Below are 16,105 nucleotides of genomic sequence, written 5' to 3'. Positions count from 1 at the left end.
CAGATGAGACACATTGGACAGGTACATCTGTCTCATTCTGGCAAACCAAAGATTGGAGAAAAAATGGTCAGGAAAAGAAAAATGAGTGAGGCAGGGTTCTACCACGTGATGGCCCGCGGAACAGGAAGGCAGATAATCTTCGAATGTGATGGGGACAGGCGCGTTTTTCTGCATTTGCTTCAGAAAACAGTTGACCTTAGTGAGGTCCGGCTACACGCTTACTGCCTTATGGACAACCATTTCCATCTACTCGTCCATGCTGATTTGCAAAAGCTTGCGGAATGTATGCAAAAGCTATCCGGTGGTTATGCGCGATGGTTTAACGCAAAAGCGGGACGTGTGGGACACCTGTTCCAAGAGCGCTTCAAGAGTGAGGCCGTTGACGACGAAGCGTATCTTCTGACAGTCGTCCGCTATATCCATGAAAACCCAAAGAAGGGGGGATTGTGCGAGACCAACGATTATCCATGGTCAAGTTATGGGGAATATGTTGGTAACTCGGTCATATGCGACACGAGACTCGTGCTTGAGCTGTGCGGAGGAATCGATGCATTTAAACGATTCCATGTCCAAAATCATGATCAGACTTGCTGCCTCGACAATGAGGCGAGATATGGCAAATACACCAAAGATGAGGCAGCGCTGTTTAAAAAAGCAGAGGATATTTTAGGAGATGTGCCCACGACGGATGTAAAGACATTCTCAAAACCGAGAAGAGACGCCCTCTTGAAGCTCATGAAGACAAACGGATTATCCATCCGACAAATTGAACGACTTACCGGTATTGGTCGCAATACAATTGCGCGTGCATGAGACAGATGTACCTGTCCAATGTGTCTCATTTGCGGTCGAGGGCGATGCTGATGAGTACGCAGGCGAGTAGCAGGAACTGATAGAACAAGAACGGCATGATCTCGACGCTCGCGATGCCGGCGAGGCTCGCGGCAACGAGCAGCTGCGCACCGTAGGGGATGAGACCCTGGCCGACGCAGCTGAAGATGTCGATGAGGCTGGCAACGCGCACGGGCTCGATGCCGTATTTCTCGCCGATGTGCTTGGCGATGGGTCCGGCCACGACGATGGCGACCGTGTTGTTGGCGCAGGCAACGTCAAGCAGCAACGTGAGCAGACCGCAACCGAGCTCGCCTCCGCGCTTGCCCGTGAAATGACGCTTGATGAAGCCGAGCACCGACGCAAAGCCACCGTATTCGCGCATGAGGGCGCTAATCGACGCCACCAGAATCGTGACGATCATCGTCTCGAACATGCCGGCCGTTCCCGTGCCCATGGCCGAGAACGCCGTCGCGAAGTCGAGCGATCCCGTCGCGACGCCCACGATGGCAAAGAGCACGATGCCACCACCGAGCACGACGAAGACGTTGATGCCGCACAACGCGGCGACAAGCACCGCGAAGTACGGAATCGCCTGCCAAATGTTGTAGTCGAAGTCGTCGAGCGTGGGCGTGCCGGCCATGAGTGCCATGACGATGAGAATGCCGAGCGTGATGAGCGCTGCCGGCAAGGCGATGCGGAAGTTGTTGAAGAACTTGTCCTTCATGTTGACGCCCTGCGTGCGGGTCGCCGCGATGGTGGTATCCGAGATGAACGAGAGGTTGTCGCCAAACATCGCGCCACCCACGACGGTGCCAACGCATAGGGGCAAGTTGAAGCCGGCGCTCTGCGCAACCGTGACCGCGATTGGCGTTAGCACCGTGATGGTGCCCACGCTCGTGCCCATGGCCAGCGAGATGATGCAGGCGATGACGAAGAGGCCGGGTATGGCCGCTTGGGCAGGGAGTATGTCGAGAAAGAGGTTGGCCGTGCTCTCGACACCTCCGGCCGCACTCGCAATACCCGAAAAGGCCCCGGCCATCAGAAAGATGAAGAGCATGATGACGATGTTGTCGTCACCGATGCCACGTGCACAGACGTGGATCTTCTCGTCGAAGGAAAGCGAACGATTTTGCAGCAGCGCGACGATGAGCGCGATGACGAACGCCACGACGACGCTCACCACGTAGAAGCCCATCTGTCCCTCGGTCGGTGCGATGTACTCGAAATAGATGCCGCATCCGAGGTACAGCACGAGGAAGACGACGATGGGCAGCAATGCCTTTGCGTTTGGTTTCTTATCCATGCGCTCATGATAGCCAAAGTCTTGTGAGGCGTGAAGCCGCCGCGTGCGGACGCTTGGTGGTATCATCCGCCTAAGTGTTTTTAATCAAAGGCGGTGCGATAGGCATGGTGGGAGAGAATCTTCCGCGTTCCCTAAAATGGCAGCCGGCGCTCGAGGGATGGGTTCCCAGTGCGCTGACCACGGCAAATCTTGACGATGCGGCAGCCCGGTTGACGGTGCTCGACCAACGCCTGCTTCCGTTTTCGATCGAGTACATCGACTGCTTCACCTCGAAGCAGGTCTGCGATGCAATCGAGGAGCTCGCCGTGCGCGGTGCCCCGGCCATCGGCATTGCCGGCGCGTTCGCCCTTGTGCTCTGGGCTAAGAACGAATGGCCTGTCATTCGCGAAGCAAAACGCCAGGCCAACCCCAAGAGTGACGTCGATTCCGTCACCGTATTCGCGAGCAAGCTCGAGCAACGCGGCCGCGAGATTGCGGCGGTACGTCCGACGGCGGTCAACCTCGCATGGGCGATCAACGAGCTCGTGGCGCCGGCGCGCATGGCCGCTTACCAGGGTGGTAGCGTTGATAAGATCACCGAGGACCTCGAAGAGCAGGCGTGCCAGCTCATGGAGGACGAAATCTACTCATGCAAGCTCATCGGCGAGAACGGCGCCGTCATCATCTCCACGCTTGCCCAGCGCTTGGGCCGTCCCCTGCGCATCGAGACTCACTGTAATGCCGGCGCGCTCGCAACAGCCGCGTGGGGTACGGCAACGTCAATCATCTACCACGCCTTCGAGAACGGTGACATCGAAAAGGTCTGGGTCGATGAGACGCGTCCCGTCGAGCAGGGATCGCGCCTTACCGCGTGGGAGCTCGAGCAGGCAGGCGTGCCCTATACGCTCATCTGCGACAACATGGCCGGGTCCATCATGGGCCAGGGGCTCGTGGACGCCGTCATCGTCGGTGCCGACCGCGTGTGCGCTAACGGCGACGTGGCAAACAAGATCGGGACCTATCCGCTCGCGGTTGTCTCGAGCTATCACAGCGTGCCGTTTTTTGTCGCCGCGCCGCATTCGACCTTCGACAAGTCGCTCGTGACGGGCGATGAGGTCGTCATCGAGCAGCGCGACGAGGCCGAGGTGCGCTGTATGCCCTACGGGCATCAATGGCTTCCCATTGCGCCGAGTGAATGCGACGTCTTCAATCCTGCTTTCGACATCACCCCCAACGAGCTCATCACCGGTGTCATCACCGAAACGGGCATCGAGTTCGCAGGCGAGTGAGACGGCGTGCCTGGCACACTGTCTCAAATGATAGCCAGAATCAATAAAATGCCTGCGATATGAGACAGTGTGCCAGGCACGCCGTCTCACCGCTTCCTCCGCGCCGCATGTGGTAAAGTAGCGAGCTTGCAGGGAAATCGAACGCTGTTAGAAAAGGATGTTTTCGTGTTCGGAATCAGTGGCACGGAACTGGTGATTATCCTGTTCTTCGGTTTCCTCATCTTCGGACCGGAGAAGCTGCCCCAAATGGGGCGCACCGTAGGACGGGCGATCAGGCAGTTCAGAAACGCCTCCGAGGCGGCCAACAAGAAATTCAAGGAAGAGGTCGCCGATCCCTTCCAGGAGGCCATTGCCCCCTATAAGGATCAGGTCGAAGAGTCGACCAAGCCCATTCAGGAAGACATCTCCGCCATCAACGATACCCTCAACGAGACGAAGAACATGTTCACCGACCCGTTCAAGGACATGTTCGGCAGCTCGACGAGTTCTCCCGCGAGTAAGCCCGGCGCTGCCATCCCCGGCGGCGTTCCTGGTGAGCCTCCTGCTCCGGCGGCAAAGCAAGCAGCTCCGGCACCCGCTGTTGATGATCCGTTCGCGTCCATCCTTGATGACGCGCCCGCAGAGCATCCCGAGGGCAAGCCCATTCCCGAGGCAGGCGGCACCGTCAAGAAGAAGAGCATGGCCGCGAGCCTGTACGATCTTGACGGCGAGAAGGGCGGTGAGTGACGTGCCCATCGGACCCGCTCGCATGCCGCTCATGGACCATATCGGTGAGCTACGCCGCCGCATCGTCATAATCGTCGTCGCCCTCGCAGTCACGGTGTGCTTCATGTACCTGCTCGCGCCCTACCTCATCGACTTCCTCATCCTCCCCGTGAGCGATTACGTGCAAGAAGTCTATGTGACCGGCGCTTTCGAAGGCTTCTCGCTGAAATTTCGCGTCGCCCTTTTCATGTCCGTCCTCGTATGCAGCCCGCTCATCTTCTGGGAGTTGCTCGCGTTCTTCCTGCCGGCGCTGCGCCCCAACGAGCGCCGCTACGTGCTGCCGACGTTCTTCGTTGCCGTCGCACTCTACGTACTCGGCATGGTGTTCTGCTATTGCTTCTGCCTGAGTCCGGCGTTCCAGTTTCTCACGAACGAAAGCATGTCAATCGGTCAGATTCTGCCGCAGGCAACCGACTATCTGCATTACATCATCCTGTTCGAGCTTGCCTTTGGCCTTGCGTTCGAGCTGCCGCTCGTGGTGTTCTTCCTCATCCTGTTCAACATCGTGCCGTATAAGAAGATGCGTGCGAGCTGGCGTGGCATCTACGTTGGCCTGCTCGTAATCGCCGCCGTCGTCACTCCGGACGCTTCTCCCGTGACGATGGGCATCATGTTCGCCGCGCTTCTCGCGCTCTACGAGGTGTCCCTCGCCGCCGCGCGCATTGCACTGTCACGTAGAATCAAGCGCCAGCGCGCCGAGGAAGAAGCGGAGATGGCTGCATAATGCACGAGCTTTCGCTTGTTCAGGGCATATTCGATTCGGTCGTTCCCGTCGCACGTCAAAACGGTGCGACTAAGATCACAAACATCAAGCTCACGATCGGCGAGATGACGATGGTCGTGCCCGAGGCGATGGAGTTCGCCTTCGGGGCGCTTTCCGAGGATGACCCGCTGCTCGATGGCTGCGTGCTCGAGATGGACTTCGTGAGTCCGCGGTCGAAATGCCTCGATTGCGGTAACGAGTTCGAGCACGACCGCTTCCACAACCACTGTCCCGCCTGTGACTCCGCAGCGACCATGCTTATTGCGGGACGCGAGCTCGAGGTTGCGTCCATGGAAATCGAGACACCCGACGACGAGGACGACCCCGCGTAGGTTCCAATGTGCCAAGGGGTCAGACCCCATGGCACATCGAGAGAGAAGGACGACATGGCTCACATCGACCTGGAAACGAAGATTCTGAACAAGAACGACGAGGGCGCTGCGGCAAATCGCGCCCTGCTCGACGAAAAGGGCGTCTACATGGTCAACGTGCTGGCAAGCCCCGGATCGGGCAAGACGTCGACCATCGTGGCAACCATCAACGCACTGCGCGATAAGTACAACATCGCCGTCATCGAGGGCGATATCGCGAGTGATGTCGACTCGCAAACCATCAAGGCCATGGGGATTCCAGCGGTGCAGATCAACACGGCCGGCGCCTGCCACCTGGAAAGCGACATGCTGCATCGTGCTCTCGAGGTGCTCGACCTCGACAACATCGACCTTATCTTTATTGAGAACGTCGGCAATCTCGTATGTCCTGCGGACTTCTACCTGGGCGAGGACATCAAGATGATGATCCTGTCCGTGCCCGAAGGCGATGACAAGCCGCTCAAATACCCGGGAATGTTCCAGGTGGCCGATGCCATCATCCTCAACAAGGTCGACGTGATGTCAGCTTTCACCTTTGACAAAACGCTTTTCGACGAGCACATAGCGCGTCTCAATCCCAGCGCGCCGAGCTTCGCCATCACCGCAACCAAAGGCGACGGCGTTGACGAGTGGGCTGGCTGGCTTTCGGAGCAAATCGAAGCCGCAAAGTAGAATCGACGAGCGTCGTGCACGTTTTTTGCGATTGTGTGAGATGGGGTCGAGACTTCTCTTCACACAATCGTAATTTCTTTGCACGCCAGTGGGCCCGTCCCCTACACCGTTCCCAGCGTCCAGGAGTTGAGGTAAGCCTCCTGCTCGGGCGTGAGCGTGTCGATCTCGATGCCGAGCGTGCCGAGCTTGACGCGCGCGATCTCGTCGTCGATCTCGGCCGGGATGTTGTAGCACTGCGGCAACAGCTCGTCGCGATGCTTGAGCAGATATTCCGCCGCGAGCACCTGGTTGGCGAAGCTCATGTCCATAACCTCGGCGGGATGCCCCTCGGCGGCAGAAAGGTTCACGAGGCGTCCGTCGGCAAGCAGGATGATGGTGCGGCCGTCAGGCAGCGTGTACTCGTCAACCAGCGGCTTGAGGGTCTCCTTCGATACCGCATGTTCCTCGAGCCACGGGATGTTAATCTCGCTATTGAAGTGACCGGAATTGCAGATGATAGCGCTATCCTTCATGTTCTCGAACGCTGGCGCGTCGATGACGTTGAGGTCGCCCGTCACGGTAACCCACACGTCGGCGTACTTGGCGGCCTCGGCACACGGCATCACGCGATAGCCCTCCATGTGAGCCTCGAGCGCCTTGAGCGGATCGACCTCGCAGATGATGACGCTCATGCCCATGCCGGCAGCACGCTGCGCCAGGCCACGGCCACAGAAGCCGTAGCCGCTCACCACAAGGGTGCGTCCCGCGAGCAGGCGATTGGTCGCGCGCACGATGCCATCGAGGGTGGACTGGCCCGTGCCATAACGGTTGTCGAAGAAGTGCTTGGTGTTGGCATCGTTGACATTGAACGAGGGGTACTTGAGCGCACCGGCTGCAGCCATGGCCGCCAGGCGGATGACGCCGGTTGTCGTCTCCTCGGTGCCGCCGATGACGTACTCGAGGGCATCCTGGCGATCGCCATGGATGCGGTCGCAAAGGTCGGCACCGTCATCCATCGTGATCTGTGGCTTGGTATCGATGACGGCATCGAGGTGCTTGTAGTAAGTCTCGGTATCTTCTCCACAGCGGGCAAAGACCTCAGCGCCGTAGTACTTGACGAGTGCAGCGGCCGTGTCGTCCTGAGTAGAGAGCGGGTTGCTTGCGCACAAAGCGACCTGGGCGCCGCCCTCGATCATCGTGCGTACAAGGTTGGCGGTCTCGGTCGTCACGTGCAGACACGCACCGACGCGGATTCCCTCGAAGGGGCGCTCCTTGGCAAAACGCTCGCGAATCTCGGCGAGCACGGGCATGTCGCGGTCGGCCCACAGGATGCGCGCGCGGCCCTCGTCGGCAAGGTTGATGTCGGTGATGTCGTAGCTCATGGGTTCCTCCTCGATGAAATGACACGCTGCACATACTATCACGGGCGAATGGAGCAAGCGGTCGAGCCGGGGTAAATGAACGGGCCATTTGTCCCACGATTGTCATTCCGACCGAAGGGGCCGCGAGGCCCCGAAGTGGAGGAATCCCATGGCGGAGATTTCTCGACTGCGCAGCCCTCGGCCGCTCCGCTCGAAATGACAAATCCGGTGCCCCGGCGACATTTGTCTCATTAGTTAGGGTATGCTAACATATGGATATGAATATTGCGAGTTGGATCATACTTGCCATCGTTGTCGTGTGGATTGGCATTGCCATCAAGGTCGCCTTCTTCGGCGGTTTTGGCAAGAAGGGGCGCTCATGCCATGGCGCGCATCGCGATGCCGACTTGCCAAGCGATGAGGACCTCAGGCTCCCAAACGCCTGCATGGGTTGCAGCAAGGGGAGCTGCTCCGGTTGCGCAAGCGCAGCCGACAGACACGACATCCCGATACCGATTATTCGCGAAGAGCCGGAGCCCTAGGACCTGGATGCCGAAAGGTCGAGCTGCGCGCAAAAACCCTGCATATATGCGAATGCGACCGGGGAAGTTCGGCCGCATTCGCACGAGAGAGAGGAAGAAGAAGAGTAATTGTTCTCCATCTGAAATAATAGTATAGCCTCTTTTTATTCTATGTAAAGAATAATATGAAACTTTTTCCTTATTCGACCCCGACCATGACTTCGCTGGCCTTGAAAACGGCGACGGCATCTCCGCCGTCCTCGAGTCCCAACTGGTCGATTGCCTGATTGGTAATCGAACCTTTGATCTTATAGCCGCAGCGCAGCTCAATGGTGACGATTCCATTTACCGCGCCTTCCTCTACCTCGACGAGCTTGCCCTTGAGTTGGTTGCGAGCCGAAATGTTGGGGATGCGGTCAGTTGCGAACATGACGGAACTCGCTTTGACTATCGCAATGGCCTCTTTGCCAACCTCGAGTCCCAAATCATGAATCGCTGCATTCGTAATGGAAGCTTTTATCTTGCATCCGCAGGGAATCTCGATCGTGACAATGCCGTTCACGGCACCTTCTTCTACTTCGACAATCGTGCCCTTCAGCTGATTACGTGCGGAAATCCTCATGATCTGCTCCTTATCTTTGCTTGCCACTGGGCGATTTACGAGTATCCATTCGTGGCAGTATTATTCTAATGCACATCTATTCTTCTTGTAAAATATTCTTTTATTGATATATTTCATATACCGAATCAATCACCTTGGGAGAGGAACTGCAATGGCAATCACCAAAACGGGAAGTAGAATCAGGCGACTTGGCGCAATCGCTGCCATGGCTCTCGTGCTAGCAGCGCTAACGATGGTGGGGTGTTCCTCGTCAAACGCGGGATCGCAATCATCGTCGCAAGCAGCTAACCTGCAAGGCCAGCAGCTCAACATCTATTGCGGCGCGGGCATGACCGAGCCCTTCCAGAAGATAGCTGACCTCTTCACCGAGGAAACCGGTTGCGAGATGAACGTGACCTATGCCAACGCCGCGCAAATCCAAACGCAAATCACCACGACGAACGAAGGTGACTTCTTCATCGCCGGCTCCAAGGAAGAGCTCAAGCCTGTCGAAAGCGCGGTCGCCTCGAGCGAGGATCTGGTCAAGCACATCCCTGTACTTGCCGTTCCCGCATCGAATCCTGCAAACATCACCGGCATCGCCAGCCTCGCCAACGCTCAGCGTGTGCTCGTCGGTGACCCCGAATCCACCCCTATCGGCAAAATCGCCAAGAAGGCACTGACCGATGCCGAGTTATGGGACTCGCTTATGAGCTCGGGCGTCATCACCACCACGACCACCGCACCTCAGATCGCAACCGCTCTTGCCAATGGCGAAGGTGATGCGGGAATCGTCTGGAAGGAGAACGTGAAGGGCGATGGTGTGAGCATCGTCGACACGAGCGATCTTGATGCCCTCGTCAAGGTAATCCCCGCAGCTCAGCTTACCTGCGCTCAGGATGTCGCCGCCGTTAGCGCCTTCAAGGATTTCCTGCAAACGGATGCCGTCTGGGATATCTGGGCTTCCTACGGCTACGAGCGCGCATAGCTCCGTATATTCGGACGTGAATGTGGGGCAAACGACCTGTCCATTTGTCCCACATTTGTTCCAAGAATCGCCATGTCTCATACGGACGAGACACGCAAGCATAGTGGGCGCATCCGGGAACTCTTTCCCACGCTCACCATCATCATCGCAATCGTGGCGCTCCTGTTCATCGGGAGTGCCATCGTTGCCGTTGTCGCCAGTGGCATAACCCACTTCCACGAGGCACTCACCTCGGCTGAAGTTATGTTCTCACTGCGCATGAGTGTTGTCACCTCGATAATCTCGACCGCCATCTGCCTCGTGCTCGCGCTGCCAACCGCCTACGCGCTCTCGCACACGAACATGCCCTGCAAGCGCATCGCGAGCGTCGTCATGGAACTCACGTTGTCGCTGCCCTACATCCTGCTGGGTTTCGCGCTCCTCATCATCTTCTCGTCACCGTTTGGCAAGGCACTCAAGGACATTGGCCTGGCCGTGGTCTTTCAACCGGCTGGCATCGTGTTCGCCCAGCTCATCGTCAATCTACCCTTCGCCATCCGCATGGTGCGAACGGCGCTTGACGAGGTCAGCCCTCGCATGGAGTTCGTGGCCAAGACCCTCGGGGCGAGATCCTGGCAGGTGTTTCGCGACATCATCCTTCCCCAGGCACGCAACTCGATCATCTCGTGCGCCGTCCTCACGTGGGCACGCGGGATGGGAGAGTTCGGTGCCACGCTCATGCTCGTGGGAGTCACACGTATGCGAACGGAGACGCTGCCGGGAAGCATCTACCTGAGCATATCGACGGGAAACAATGACGTGGCGATGGCGACGGCCATGATCATGCTCATCGTCTCGGCGGCGACGTTGGTGCTCGCGGACCTGCTGAATCGCCCGGTCGGAGCATCGCGCGTGGACAAAGGCGGGCGCGGTAGATGGCTGCGCAGCCGACGGGCATCTTGCAACGAGAAGCCGATCGACGAAATGCCCGATATCGCCGATGTGCCCTTCGAGGAGGAATCCTTTGGCCGGTAGTATCGAAATCAGAGACCTGCGTGTGAGGCGCGGGGCGTTCGTTCTGAGCGTCCCGTCGCTGAATATACGACCGCGCGAAATCTTCGCCATCCTCGGCTCAACCGGATCGGGCAAGACCGTGCTCATGGAGGCCATCGCCGGGGCATGTTCTTGGGAACGCGGGGAAATCCTACTCGACGGCAAGAGGGCCGACAGCCTTCCCGTTCAGCAGCGCCATCTGGGGATTCTCTACCAGGATTACGCGCTCTTTCCCCATATGACCGTGCGGGAGAACGTGGAGTACGGATTGCGGGTTCGTAAAATCGGCGGCGATGAAGCGCGAAGACGCGCCGACCGGCTGCTCACGAGTTTTGGCATCGATGGGATCGCCGACCGATACCCTGGCGTCATCAGCGGTGGCGAGGCCCAGCGTACGGCATTGGCACGCGCCCTCGTCCTCGAACCCGAGATACTGCTTCTTGACGAGCCGTTCTCGGCACTTGACCCCGCAACCAAGCGGCAAATGTACGGCGTCGTGCGCGAAGTACACAAGCGCTTTGATTGCACCATCGTATTTGTCACGCATGATTTCGAGGAGGCGCGCATCTTGGCCGATAAGGTCGGCATCGTGCTCGATGGCTCGCTGCGGACCGTGCGTGATGCGGATTGCCTTTTCGATGCCGACGGCCTGGACGATGACGTGCTGGCATTTCTCGACATCGATAACGCAACAAGTTGACGTAACCGCAGCTCTCAGACCTCGACAATGAGACAATGTCTCTGAGCAACCGTCTCATTTCTCCGCATTATCCATAAATCCAGATAAAGAACACGCCGTGATTATCCATCCGTAGTATAATGCGTTTATCATCGACTCTCGAAGCGAGCGGAGCTCATCGTGGCCATAGGCGACCTTACCCCCTCATATGAGGATTACATCGAAGCAATCTACGACCTTGCCCTGCATGGCAGTGGCTCGGTGCGCTCCACCGACGTCGCGGATGCGCTTGGCTTTTCCAAGGCCAGTGTTGCACGTGCAACAAAGAACCTGCGTGAGATGGGTTACATCGAGCAGGAGCGTTACGGCGAAATCACCCTCACCCAAGTTGGCAAGGAATACGGCGAGCATATCCTCACGCGTCATCGCGTACTGCGCGCCTTCCTCATCGATGCGCTCGGCGTGGATGAAGAGGCGGCTAATCGCGAGGCGTGCATGATGGAGCATGCTGTCAGCGAGGATACGATGAACAAGTGGATCGCCTGGTACGAGGAGAACTTCGGCCCCGTCTCCGAGACCCCCACGAGCACGCGGTTGTAGACCAGACAAAAAGTCGCCGGGGCAATTTTGTCTGGTGAGCTGTCGCAAATTCTGCGACAGCTGGATTAGAGAATCTTCACCCAAAATTCCAGTCGAGCCAAACGGCATTGACGCCATTTTTGTCGCAGAGTTTCTGGAGTTTGCGATCTAACGTAAACAGCGTTGCCCCCTCTCGGCGAGCGAGCACCAGGTAGAATAGGTCATACGAAGAGTGGCCGAGCCGCAGTGATTCGGTGAGGGCCTCCGTCCATAGCGAGGCATCATCGCGAAACTCGTCCACGAGAAGCAGGGCATCGCGTGCGCAGTCCACAGCCTGCGAAACCTCGAGGTATCCCCCGCGCACATACTTGCTCATCACGTGAGCTACCTCGGCATGCATGAACGAAGGCGCGATGACACGCTCGTCGGGGTTACGCAACATGACAAGAGCATCGCCCAAGTCGGTGCCCATGGCAATCGCAACGGCGGCATTAGTATCGAGGACAATCATCGTGCGTCCTCCATGACCTCTGCCATGACGTGCTCGAGCTGCTCGTCACGCTCGTCCCTAGCCTGGGCGAGCATCTCCACCGGATTGGGAAGGCCGTCTTGCCGCTGCGTCCTGCGTTCGGCTGCCCGACGGAACACCTCCTCGCGTTTGGCTATGCGCAACTTCCGGACAGAGGTGAGGTCGAATGATGCGGGAGTTGCACATCCGCATGTCTGCGCAGGTGCGGTGCCGTGTATCAGGCAATCGACGGCATCCACCGTTTGCTGGGCCATGCTGCGATGATGCCGCGCGGCATACTCACGCAGGTCCTCGTAAAGGGCATCGGGGAAATCTCTTACTTGCAACGCCGGCATGAAGTGCTCCTTCATCGATATTTATTATGCATGTATTTTACATGCAATTTACCTATATCAGCAAGTTGAATTAAGCGTCAATTGTCTTAAATGTGCGAGGTGAAACCAGACAAAAGTCGCCGGGGCAGTTTTGTCTGCCAAACGCAGGAAACGCCCCGTAAGGGGCGCTTCCCGGAGAGAGGGAGGACATTTTCAGGCGGGTGGAGGAGCCGCCCATGAAGAAGGCTTGTCCTGAAGCCAGGGGTAAACGTTCTATGCAGCCGGGACAATGAGACAAAACTGCCCCGGCGACTTTTGTCTCATCTACGCAGCCGCCTTTGCAGCCGAGTTGGCCTGCTCGGGGGCTGCGGGTTTGCTGGCCGGGCGGAAGAGCGCCCAGATCAGGGCCGCGACGAACACGAGGGCGACGATGGTACCGAGGCTGAAAATGCCGGTCGTGACCCACGCGCCGATCTGGAAGATGATGAGCGCGATGACGTAGGCAAAGCCGCATTCCCAGCCGATGGCAGCCCAGAACCACTTGTTGAAGCCGCCCATCTCGCGCTTGATGGCTCCCATGGCCGCGAAGCACGGTGCGCAAAGCAGCTGGAAGGTCATGAAGGCGAAGGCCGCGACAGGAACGAGTAAGACGGAGCCGGTCGTCGCCGCGAGCGACGCCATGTAGGCGCTGGTCCACGCGACGTTAGGATCGCCGCCGTACACCACGGCCATCGTCGAGATGACGTTCTCCTTGGCGATGAGGCCGGTGATAACGGTGGACGCGCACTCCCAGTTGTTGAAGCCGAGCGGTGCGAAGATCCACGCGAAGGCGTTGCCAAAGTACGCGAGGAACGAGTAATCCATCAGGTCCTCGCCGACCCACATGAACTGGCCCTCGTAGATGCCGTATCCGGACAGGAACCAGACCACGATCGTGGCGAGCAGGATGATGGTGCCCGCCTTCTTGATGAAGGCCCAGGCGCGGTCCCACATACTGCGCAGCAAATCGACGAAGCGCGGCAGGCGGTACTCGGGAAGCTCCATGACATACGGCGTGACCTTGCCCATGAACGGCCTGGTCTTGCGCAGGATGATGCCCGAGACGATGATGGCGGCGATGCCCATGAAGTACGCGAGCGGGGCGACCCACCACACGCCGCCGAAGATGGCCGTGGCGATGAGCGCGATGATGGGCAGCTTGGCCGAGCACGGCATGAAGGTCGTGGTCATGACCGTGAGGCGACGAGCGCTTTCGGACTCGATTGTGCGCGAAGCCATGATGCCCGGCACGCCACAACCGGTGCCGACGATCATGGGCACGAAGGTCTTGCCCGACAGGCCGAAGCGACGGAAGAGGCGATCGAGGATGAAGGTGACGCGGGCCATGTAGCCACATGCCTCGAGGATAGCCAGCAGGAAGAACAGGATCATGATCTGCGGGACGAAGCCAAGTACGGCGCCGACACCGGCAACGATGCCGTCCATGATGAGGTCGTAGAGCCAGCCGACGCAGCCGACGGCCTCGAGAGCGGTGCCGATGAGGACGGGGATGCCGGGAATCCAGATACCGTAGGCGCTCGGGTCCTCGGGTGCGGGCACGCCGACACCCTGGGTGATGACCTCGCCGGTCTCCCCATCGGTGGCTTCGCCGTCAAAGCTGTAGACGACGGCCTCGGCAGACCCCTCGCGGCCTTCGGCGGCGATTTCCTCGTTGCGGGCATCGGCAAGAGCCAACGCCTGCTCTTCGCCTGCTTCGCCGTAGTACACGAAGTAGTCGGTCTCCATTGAGGATTCCTCGTCGACCGAGGTGTACTCGGCCACGAAACCGGAGCTGGCAGTGTCTTGCTCGAACGCCGCGAGCGCGGCCTGGAACTCGGGAGACTCGAGGTCGGCGCCCTCGTCGGCTTTCTCGCCGATGAACGCCGCTATCGCATCGGTGTTGACGCCCGCCTCGCCAGCTTGCGTCAGATACTCGTTGACAGCGGTCTGCGCCTCGTCGTAGGGCTCGGTCGCCGCGTCGAGTGCGGATTGCGCCGTACCCTCGGTTGACACGATGGCAACCGGGTCAAGATACCAGCCGTCGCCAAAGACGCCGTCGTTGGCCCAGTCGGTCGCATAAGTGCCGACGGTGCTGATGGAAATGTAGTAGATGAGCGTGATGACCACGACAAAGATTGGTAACGCCAGGATGCGGTTGGTGAGGACGCTATCGACCTTCTCCGAGATTGTCGCACCGGAAATCGAGCGGCGCTGGACGCGCTTGATGAAGCCCTCGATGTAACGATAGCGCTCGTTGGTGATGATGGCATCTGACGAGTCATTGAAGAGGCTTTCGGCCTCGAAGATGACTTCGTCGCAGTTGACCTTGGCGCCAAGCTCCTCGATAGCCTCCTTGTCACGCTCGAAGAGCTTGATGGCGTAGTAACGACGCATGTCATCGGACATGACGCTGGGGAGCTTGTCCTCGATCTTCTTGAGCGCGGTTTCGAGCTCAGGCGTGAACGAGACGGGCTGCGGGGCGATACCTTCGCAGGCAGCCTTCACGACCGTGGCCACGAGCTCCTTCATGCCGTCGCCGCGCAGGGCCGAAATCTCGACGACGGGCACCTGCAGCTGCTCTGAGAGCTCCTTGGACTTGATGGTGTAGCCGCGCTTCTTGACGATGTCCATCTGATTGAGCGCGACCACGACGGGAACGCCGAACTCCATGAGCTGCGTGGTGAGGTAGAGATTACGCTCGAGATTCGACGCATCGACGATGTTGATGATGGCGTCGGGGTGACCATCGGCCAGGTAGTTGCGGGAGATGACCTCCTCGTTCGAATACGGCGATAGCGAATAGATGCCGGGAAGGTCGACAAAGCGAATGTTCTTGTCCGCCTTGAGGTGCCCCGTCTTGCGCTCCACCGTTACGCCCGGCCAGTTGCCCACGTATTGGTGGTTGCCGGTGAGCTGGTTGAACAGCGTCGTCTTGCCTGAGTTGGGGTTGCCCACCAGCGCGATGGTCGTTTCCATGTCGTGCTCTCTTCCTCTCCTTGCTTTTGGAACGTCTGATAATGAGACAATTGCTCTGAGTAATTGTCTCATTTGTTAGCTGTAGCTAACATCAATGCAAAAAGATAGGCTGGTACAGGGAGGGCCAGCCCATCGTCATTTCGTGTGGTTATGCCGTTTCGACCTCGATCTTGTTGAGGTCTTCCTTGCGCAGCGACAGATGATAGCCACGCACGGTCAAATCGACGGGATCACCGAGCGGGGCGACCTTGTCGACCTTGATCTGGGCACCCTTGGTGATGCCCATGTCCATGATGCGACGGCGTGTGGCGCCTTTGTCGCGCAGACGCACGACCGTGCAGCTCATTCCCGGCTTGATATCCGATAACGTCATGATAGCCTCCGTAGTTAGTTAATGTTAACTGCATATTAGACATAGCTAACTTTTTGTCAATGCATAATTTTGAATTTTTTGCGGAATGGCGAAAAGCGACGGCGTGAGCCGAAGATGCGCCGAGCACGCTGTCCTGAACACGCACATCACCGAGCATC

The 16,105-nt window shown here is 58.4% G+C and carries 17 protein-coding genes and 1 pseudogene; 11 read left to right on the top strand and 7 right to left on the bottom strand.

What is annotated here, in order from left to right; all coding sequences use genetic code 11:
* The first annotated feature begins 3 nt into the window (after positions 1 to 3).
* On the top strand, positions 4 to 813 hold the full coding sequence (locus DBY20_07995; GenBank protein PWL78251.1) for a transposase: 810 nt from the start codon (positions 4 to 6) through the stop codon (positions 811 to 813).
* A 25-nt stretch (positions 814 to 838) separates the two neighbouring features.
* Here DBY20_07995 and DBY20_07990 read toward each other — a convergent pair whose 3' ends face one another.
* Positions 839 to 2,137 carry a sodium:proton antiporter gene (locus DBY20_07990; protein PWL78250.1) on the bottom strand — a complete coding sequence of 433 codons (1,299 nt, stop codon included), beginning with the start codon at positions 2,135 to 2,137 and terminating at the stop codon, positions 839 to 841.
* 104 nt (positions 2,138 to 2,241) lie between these two features.
* Here DBY20_07990 and mtnA point away from each other — a divergent pair, with 104 nt between their 5' ends.
* From mtnA to hypB, 5 genes and pseudogenes are all read left to right on the top strand, one after another.
* Positions 2,242 to 3,405: an S-methyl-5-thioribose-1-phosphate isomerase gene (mtnA, locus tag DBY20_07985; GenBank protein PWL78249.1), complete on the top strand. Its 1,164-nt coding sequence runs from the start codon at positions 2,242 to 2,244 to the stop codon at positions 3,403 to 3,405.
* Between the two features lie 165 nt (positions 3,406 to 3,570).
* Positions 3,571 to 3,741: pseudogene (locus DBY20_07980) on the top strand (sec-independent translocation protein MttA).
* Between the two features lie 391 nt (positions 3,742 to 4,132).
* Positions 4,133 to 4,894, top strand: a complete 762-nt coding sequence (gene tatC / locus DBY20_07975) for a twin-arginine translocase subunit TatC (GenBank protein PWL78310.1) — start codon at positions 4,133 to 4,135, stop codon at positions 4,892 to 4,894.
* Complete coding sequence (gene hypA / locus DBY20_07970; GenBank protein PWL78248.1) at positions 4,894 to 5,265, top strand: hydrogenase maturation nickel metallochaperone HypA; 372 nt, start codon at positions 4,894 to 4,896, stop codon at positions 5,263 to 5,265. Before tatC ends, hypA begins: the two co-directional genes overlap by 1 nt.
* Positions 5,266 to 5,319: 54 nt before the next feature.
* Positions 5,320 to 5,976, top strand: coding sequence for a hydrogenase accessory protein HypB (hypB, locus tag DBY20_07965; protein PWL78247.1), 657 nt, complete (start codon positions 5,320 to 5,322; stop codon positions 5,974 to 5,976).
* 101 nt (positions 5,977 to 6,077) lie between these two features.
* On the opposite strand, the gene DBY20_07960 is transcribed toward hypB, so the two are convergent.
* A complete protein-coding gene (locus DBY20_07960; protein PWL78246.1) occupies positions 6,078 to 7,337 on the bottom strand; it encodes an adenosylhomocysteinase in 1,260 nt (419 codons plus the stop codon).
* 251 nt (positions 7,338 to 7,588) lie between these two features.
* On the opposite strand from DBY20_07960, the gene DBY20_07955 reads away from it, so the two are divergent.
* Entirely contained in the window at positions 7,589 to 7,858 is a 270-nt protein-coding gene (locus DBY20_07955; protein PWL78245.1) for a hypothetical protein, read from the top strand.
* A 178-nt stretch (positions 7,859 to 8,036) separates the two neighbouring features.
* On the opposite strand, the gene DBY20_07950 is transcribed toward DBY20_07955, so the two are convergent.
* Positions 8,037 to 8,459 carry a transporter gene (locus DBY20_07950; protein PWL78244.1) on the bottom strand — a complete coding sequence of 141 codons (423 nt, stop codon included), beginning with the start codon at positions 8,457 to 8,459 and terminating at the stop codon, positions 8,037 to 8,039.
* A gap of 151 nt (positions 8,460 to 8,610) precedes the next feature.
* On the opposite strand from DBY20_07950, the gene modA reads away from it, so the two are divergent.
* From modA to DBY20_07930, 4 genes are all read left to right on the top strand, one after another.
* Positions 8,611 to 9,426 carry a molybdate ABC transporter substrate-binding protein gene (modA, locus tag DBY20_07945; GenBank protein PWL78243.1) on the top strand — a complete coding sequence of 272 codons (816 nt, stop codon included), beginning with the start codon at positions 8,611 to 8,613 and terminating at the stop codon, positions 9,424 to 9,426.
* Between the two features lie 72 nt (positions 9,427 to 9,498).
* Positions 9,499 to 10,440 (top strand): nitrogen fixation protein NifC, encoded by a 942-nt coding sequence (locus DBY20_07940; GenBank protein PWL78242.1) that lies wholly within the window; start codon positions 9,499 to 9,501, stop codon positions 10,438 to 10,440.
* Positions 10,430 to 11,158, top strand: a complete 729-nt coding sequence (locus DBY20_07935) for a sulfate transporter (protein PWL78241.1) — start codon at positions 10,430 to 10,432, stop codon at positions 11,156 to 11,158. Before DBY20_07940 ends, DBY20_07935 begins: the two co-directional genes overlap by 11 nt.
* Before the next feature lie 156 nt (positions 11,159 to 11,314).
* Positions 11,315 to 11,737 carry a metal-dependent transcriptional regulator gene (locus DBY20_07930; GenBank protein ID PWL78240.1) on the top strand — a complete coding sequence of 141 codons (423 nt, stop codon included), beginning with the start codon at positions 11,315 to 11,317 and terminating at the stop codon, positions 11,735 to 11,737.
* A 76-nt stretch (positions 11,738 to 11,813) separates the two neighbouring features.
* On the opposite strand, the gene DBY20_07925 is transcribed toward DBY20_07930, so the two are convergent.
* From DBY20_07925 to DBY20_07910, 4 genes are all read right to left on the bottom strand, one after another.
* Positions 11,814 to 12,227, bottom strand: coding sequence for a toxin PIN (locus DBY20_07925; GenBank protein PWL78239.1), 414 nt, complete (start codon positions 12,225 to 12,227; stop codon positions 11,814 to 11,816).
* Complete coding sequence (locus tag DBY20_07920; GenBank protein ID PWL78238.1) at positions 12,224 to 12,580, bottom strand: hypothetical protein; 357 nt, start codon at positions 12,578 to 12,580, stop codon at positions 12,224 to 12,226. Before DBY20_07920 ends, DBY20_07925 begins: the two co-directional genes overlap by 4 nt.
* 303 nt (positions 12,581 to 12,883) lie before the next feature.
* Positions 12,884 to 15,574: a ferrous iron transporter B gene (locus DBY20_07915; protein PWL78237.1), complete on the bottom strand. Its 2,691-nt coding sequence runs from the start codon at positions 15,572 to 15,574 to the stop codon at positions 12,884 to 12,886.
* 148 nt (positions 15,575 to 15,722) lie between these two features.
* Positions 15,723 to 15,947, bottom strand: a complete 225-nt coding sequence (locus DBY20_07910) for a ferrous iron transport protein A (protein ID PWL78236.1) — start codon at positions 15,945 to 15,947, stop codon at positions 15,723 to 15,725.
* Positions 15,948 to 16,105: the final 158 nt, after the last annotated feature.

It is taken from the genome of Coriobacteriia bacterium (assembly GCA_003149935.1).
In the GTDB taxonomy this organism is placed as follows: domain Bacteria; phylum Actinomycetota; class Coriobacteriia; order Coriobacteriales; family QAMH01; genus QAMH01.
This window is presented reverse-complemented; position numbering and strand designations above follow the sequence as displayed.

Bases quoted from the DNA above. Each gene is read 5' to 3' on its own strand.
- DBY20_07995 (PWL78251.1), top strand. From the start codon at position 4: ATGAGACACATTGGACAGGTACATCTGTCTCATTCTGGCAAACCAAAG.
- DBY20_07990 (PWL78250.1), bottom strand. From the start codon at position 2,137: ATGGATAAGAAACCAAACGCAAAGGCATTGCTGCCCATCGTCGTCTTC.
- mtnA (PWL78249.1), top strand. From the start codon at position 2,242: ATGGTGGGAGAGAATCTTCCGCGTTCCCTAAAATGGCAGCCGGCGCTC.
- hypA (PWL78248.1), top strand. From the start codon at position 4,894: ATGCACGAGCTTTCGCTTGTTCAGGGCATATTCGATTCGGTCGTTCCC.
- hypB (PWL78247.1), top strand. From the start codon at position 5,320: ATGGCTCACATCGACCTGGAAACGAAGATTCTGAACAAGAACGACGAG.
- DBY20_07960 (PWL78246.1), bottom strand. From the start codon at position 7,337: ATGAGCTACGACATCACCGACATCAACCTTGCCGACGAGGGCCGCGCG.
- DBY20_07955 (PWL78245.1), top strand. From the start codon at position 7,589: ATGGATATGAATATTGCGAGTTGGATCATACTTGCCATCGTTGTCGTG.
- DBY20_07950 (PWL78244.1), bottom strand. From the start codon at position 8,459: ATGAGGATTTCCGCACGTAATCAGCTGAAGGGCACGATTGTCGAAGTA.
- modA (PWL78243.1), top strand. From the start codon at position 8,611: ATGGCAATCACCAAAACGGGAAGTAGAATCAGGCGACTTGGCGCAATC.
- DBY20_07940 (PWL78242.1), top strand. From the start codon at position 9,499: ATGTCTCATACGGACGAGACACGCAAGCATAGTGGGCGCATCCGGGAA.
- DBY20_07925 (PWL78239.1), bottom strand. From the start codon at position 12,227: ATGATTGTCCTCGATACTAATGCCGCCGTTGCGATTGCCATGGGCACC.
- DBY20_07920 (PWL78238.1), bottom strand. From the start codon at position 12,580: ATGCCGGCGTTGCAAGTAAGAGATTTCCCCGATGCCCTTTACGAGGAC.
- DBY20_07915 (PWL78237.1), bottom strand. From the start codon at position 15,574: ATGGAAACGACCATCGCGCTGGTGGGCAACCCCAACTCAGGCAAGACG.
- DBY20_07910 (PWL78236.1), bottom strand. From the start codon at position 15,947: ATGACGTTATCGGATATCAAGCCGGGAATGAGCTGCACGGTCGTGCGT.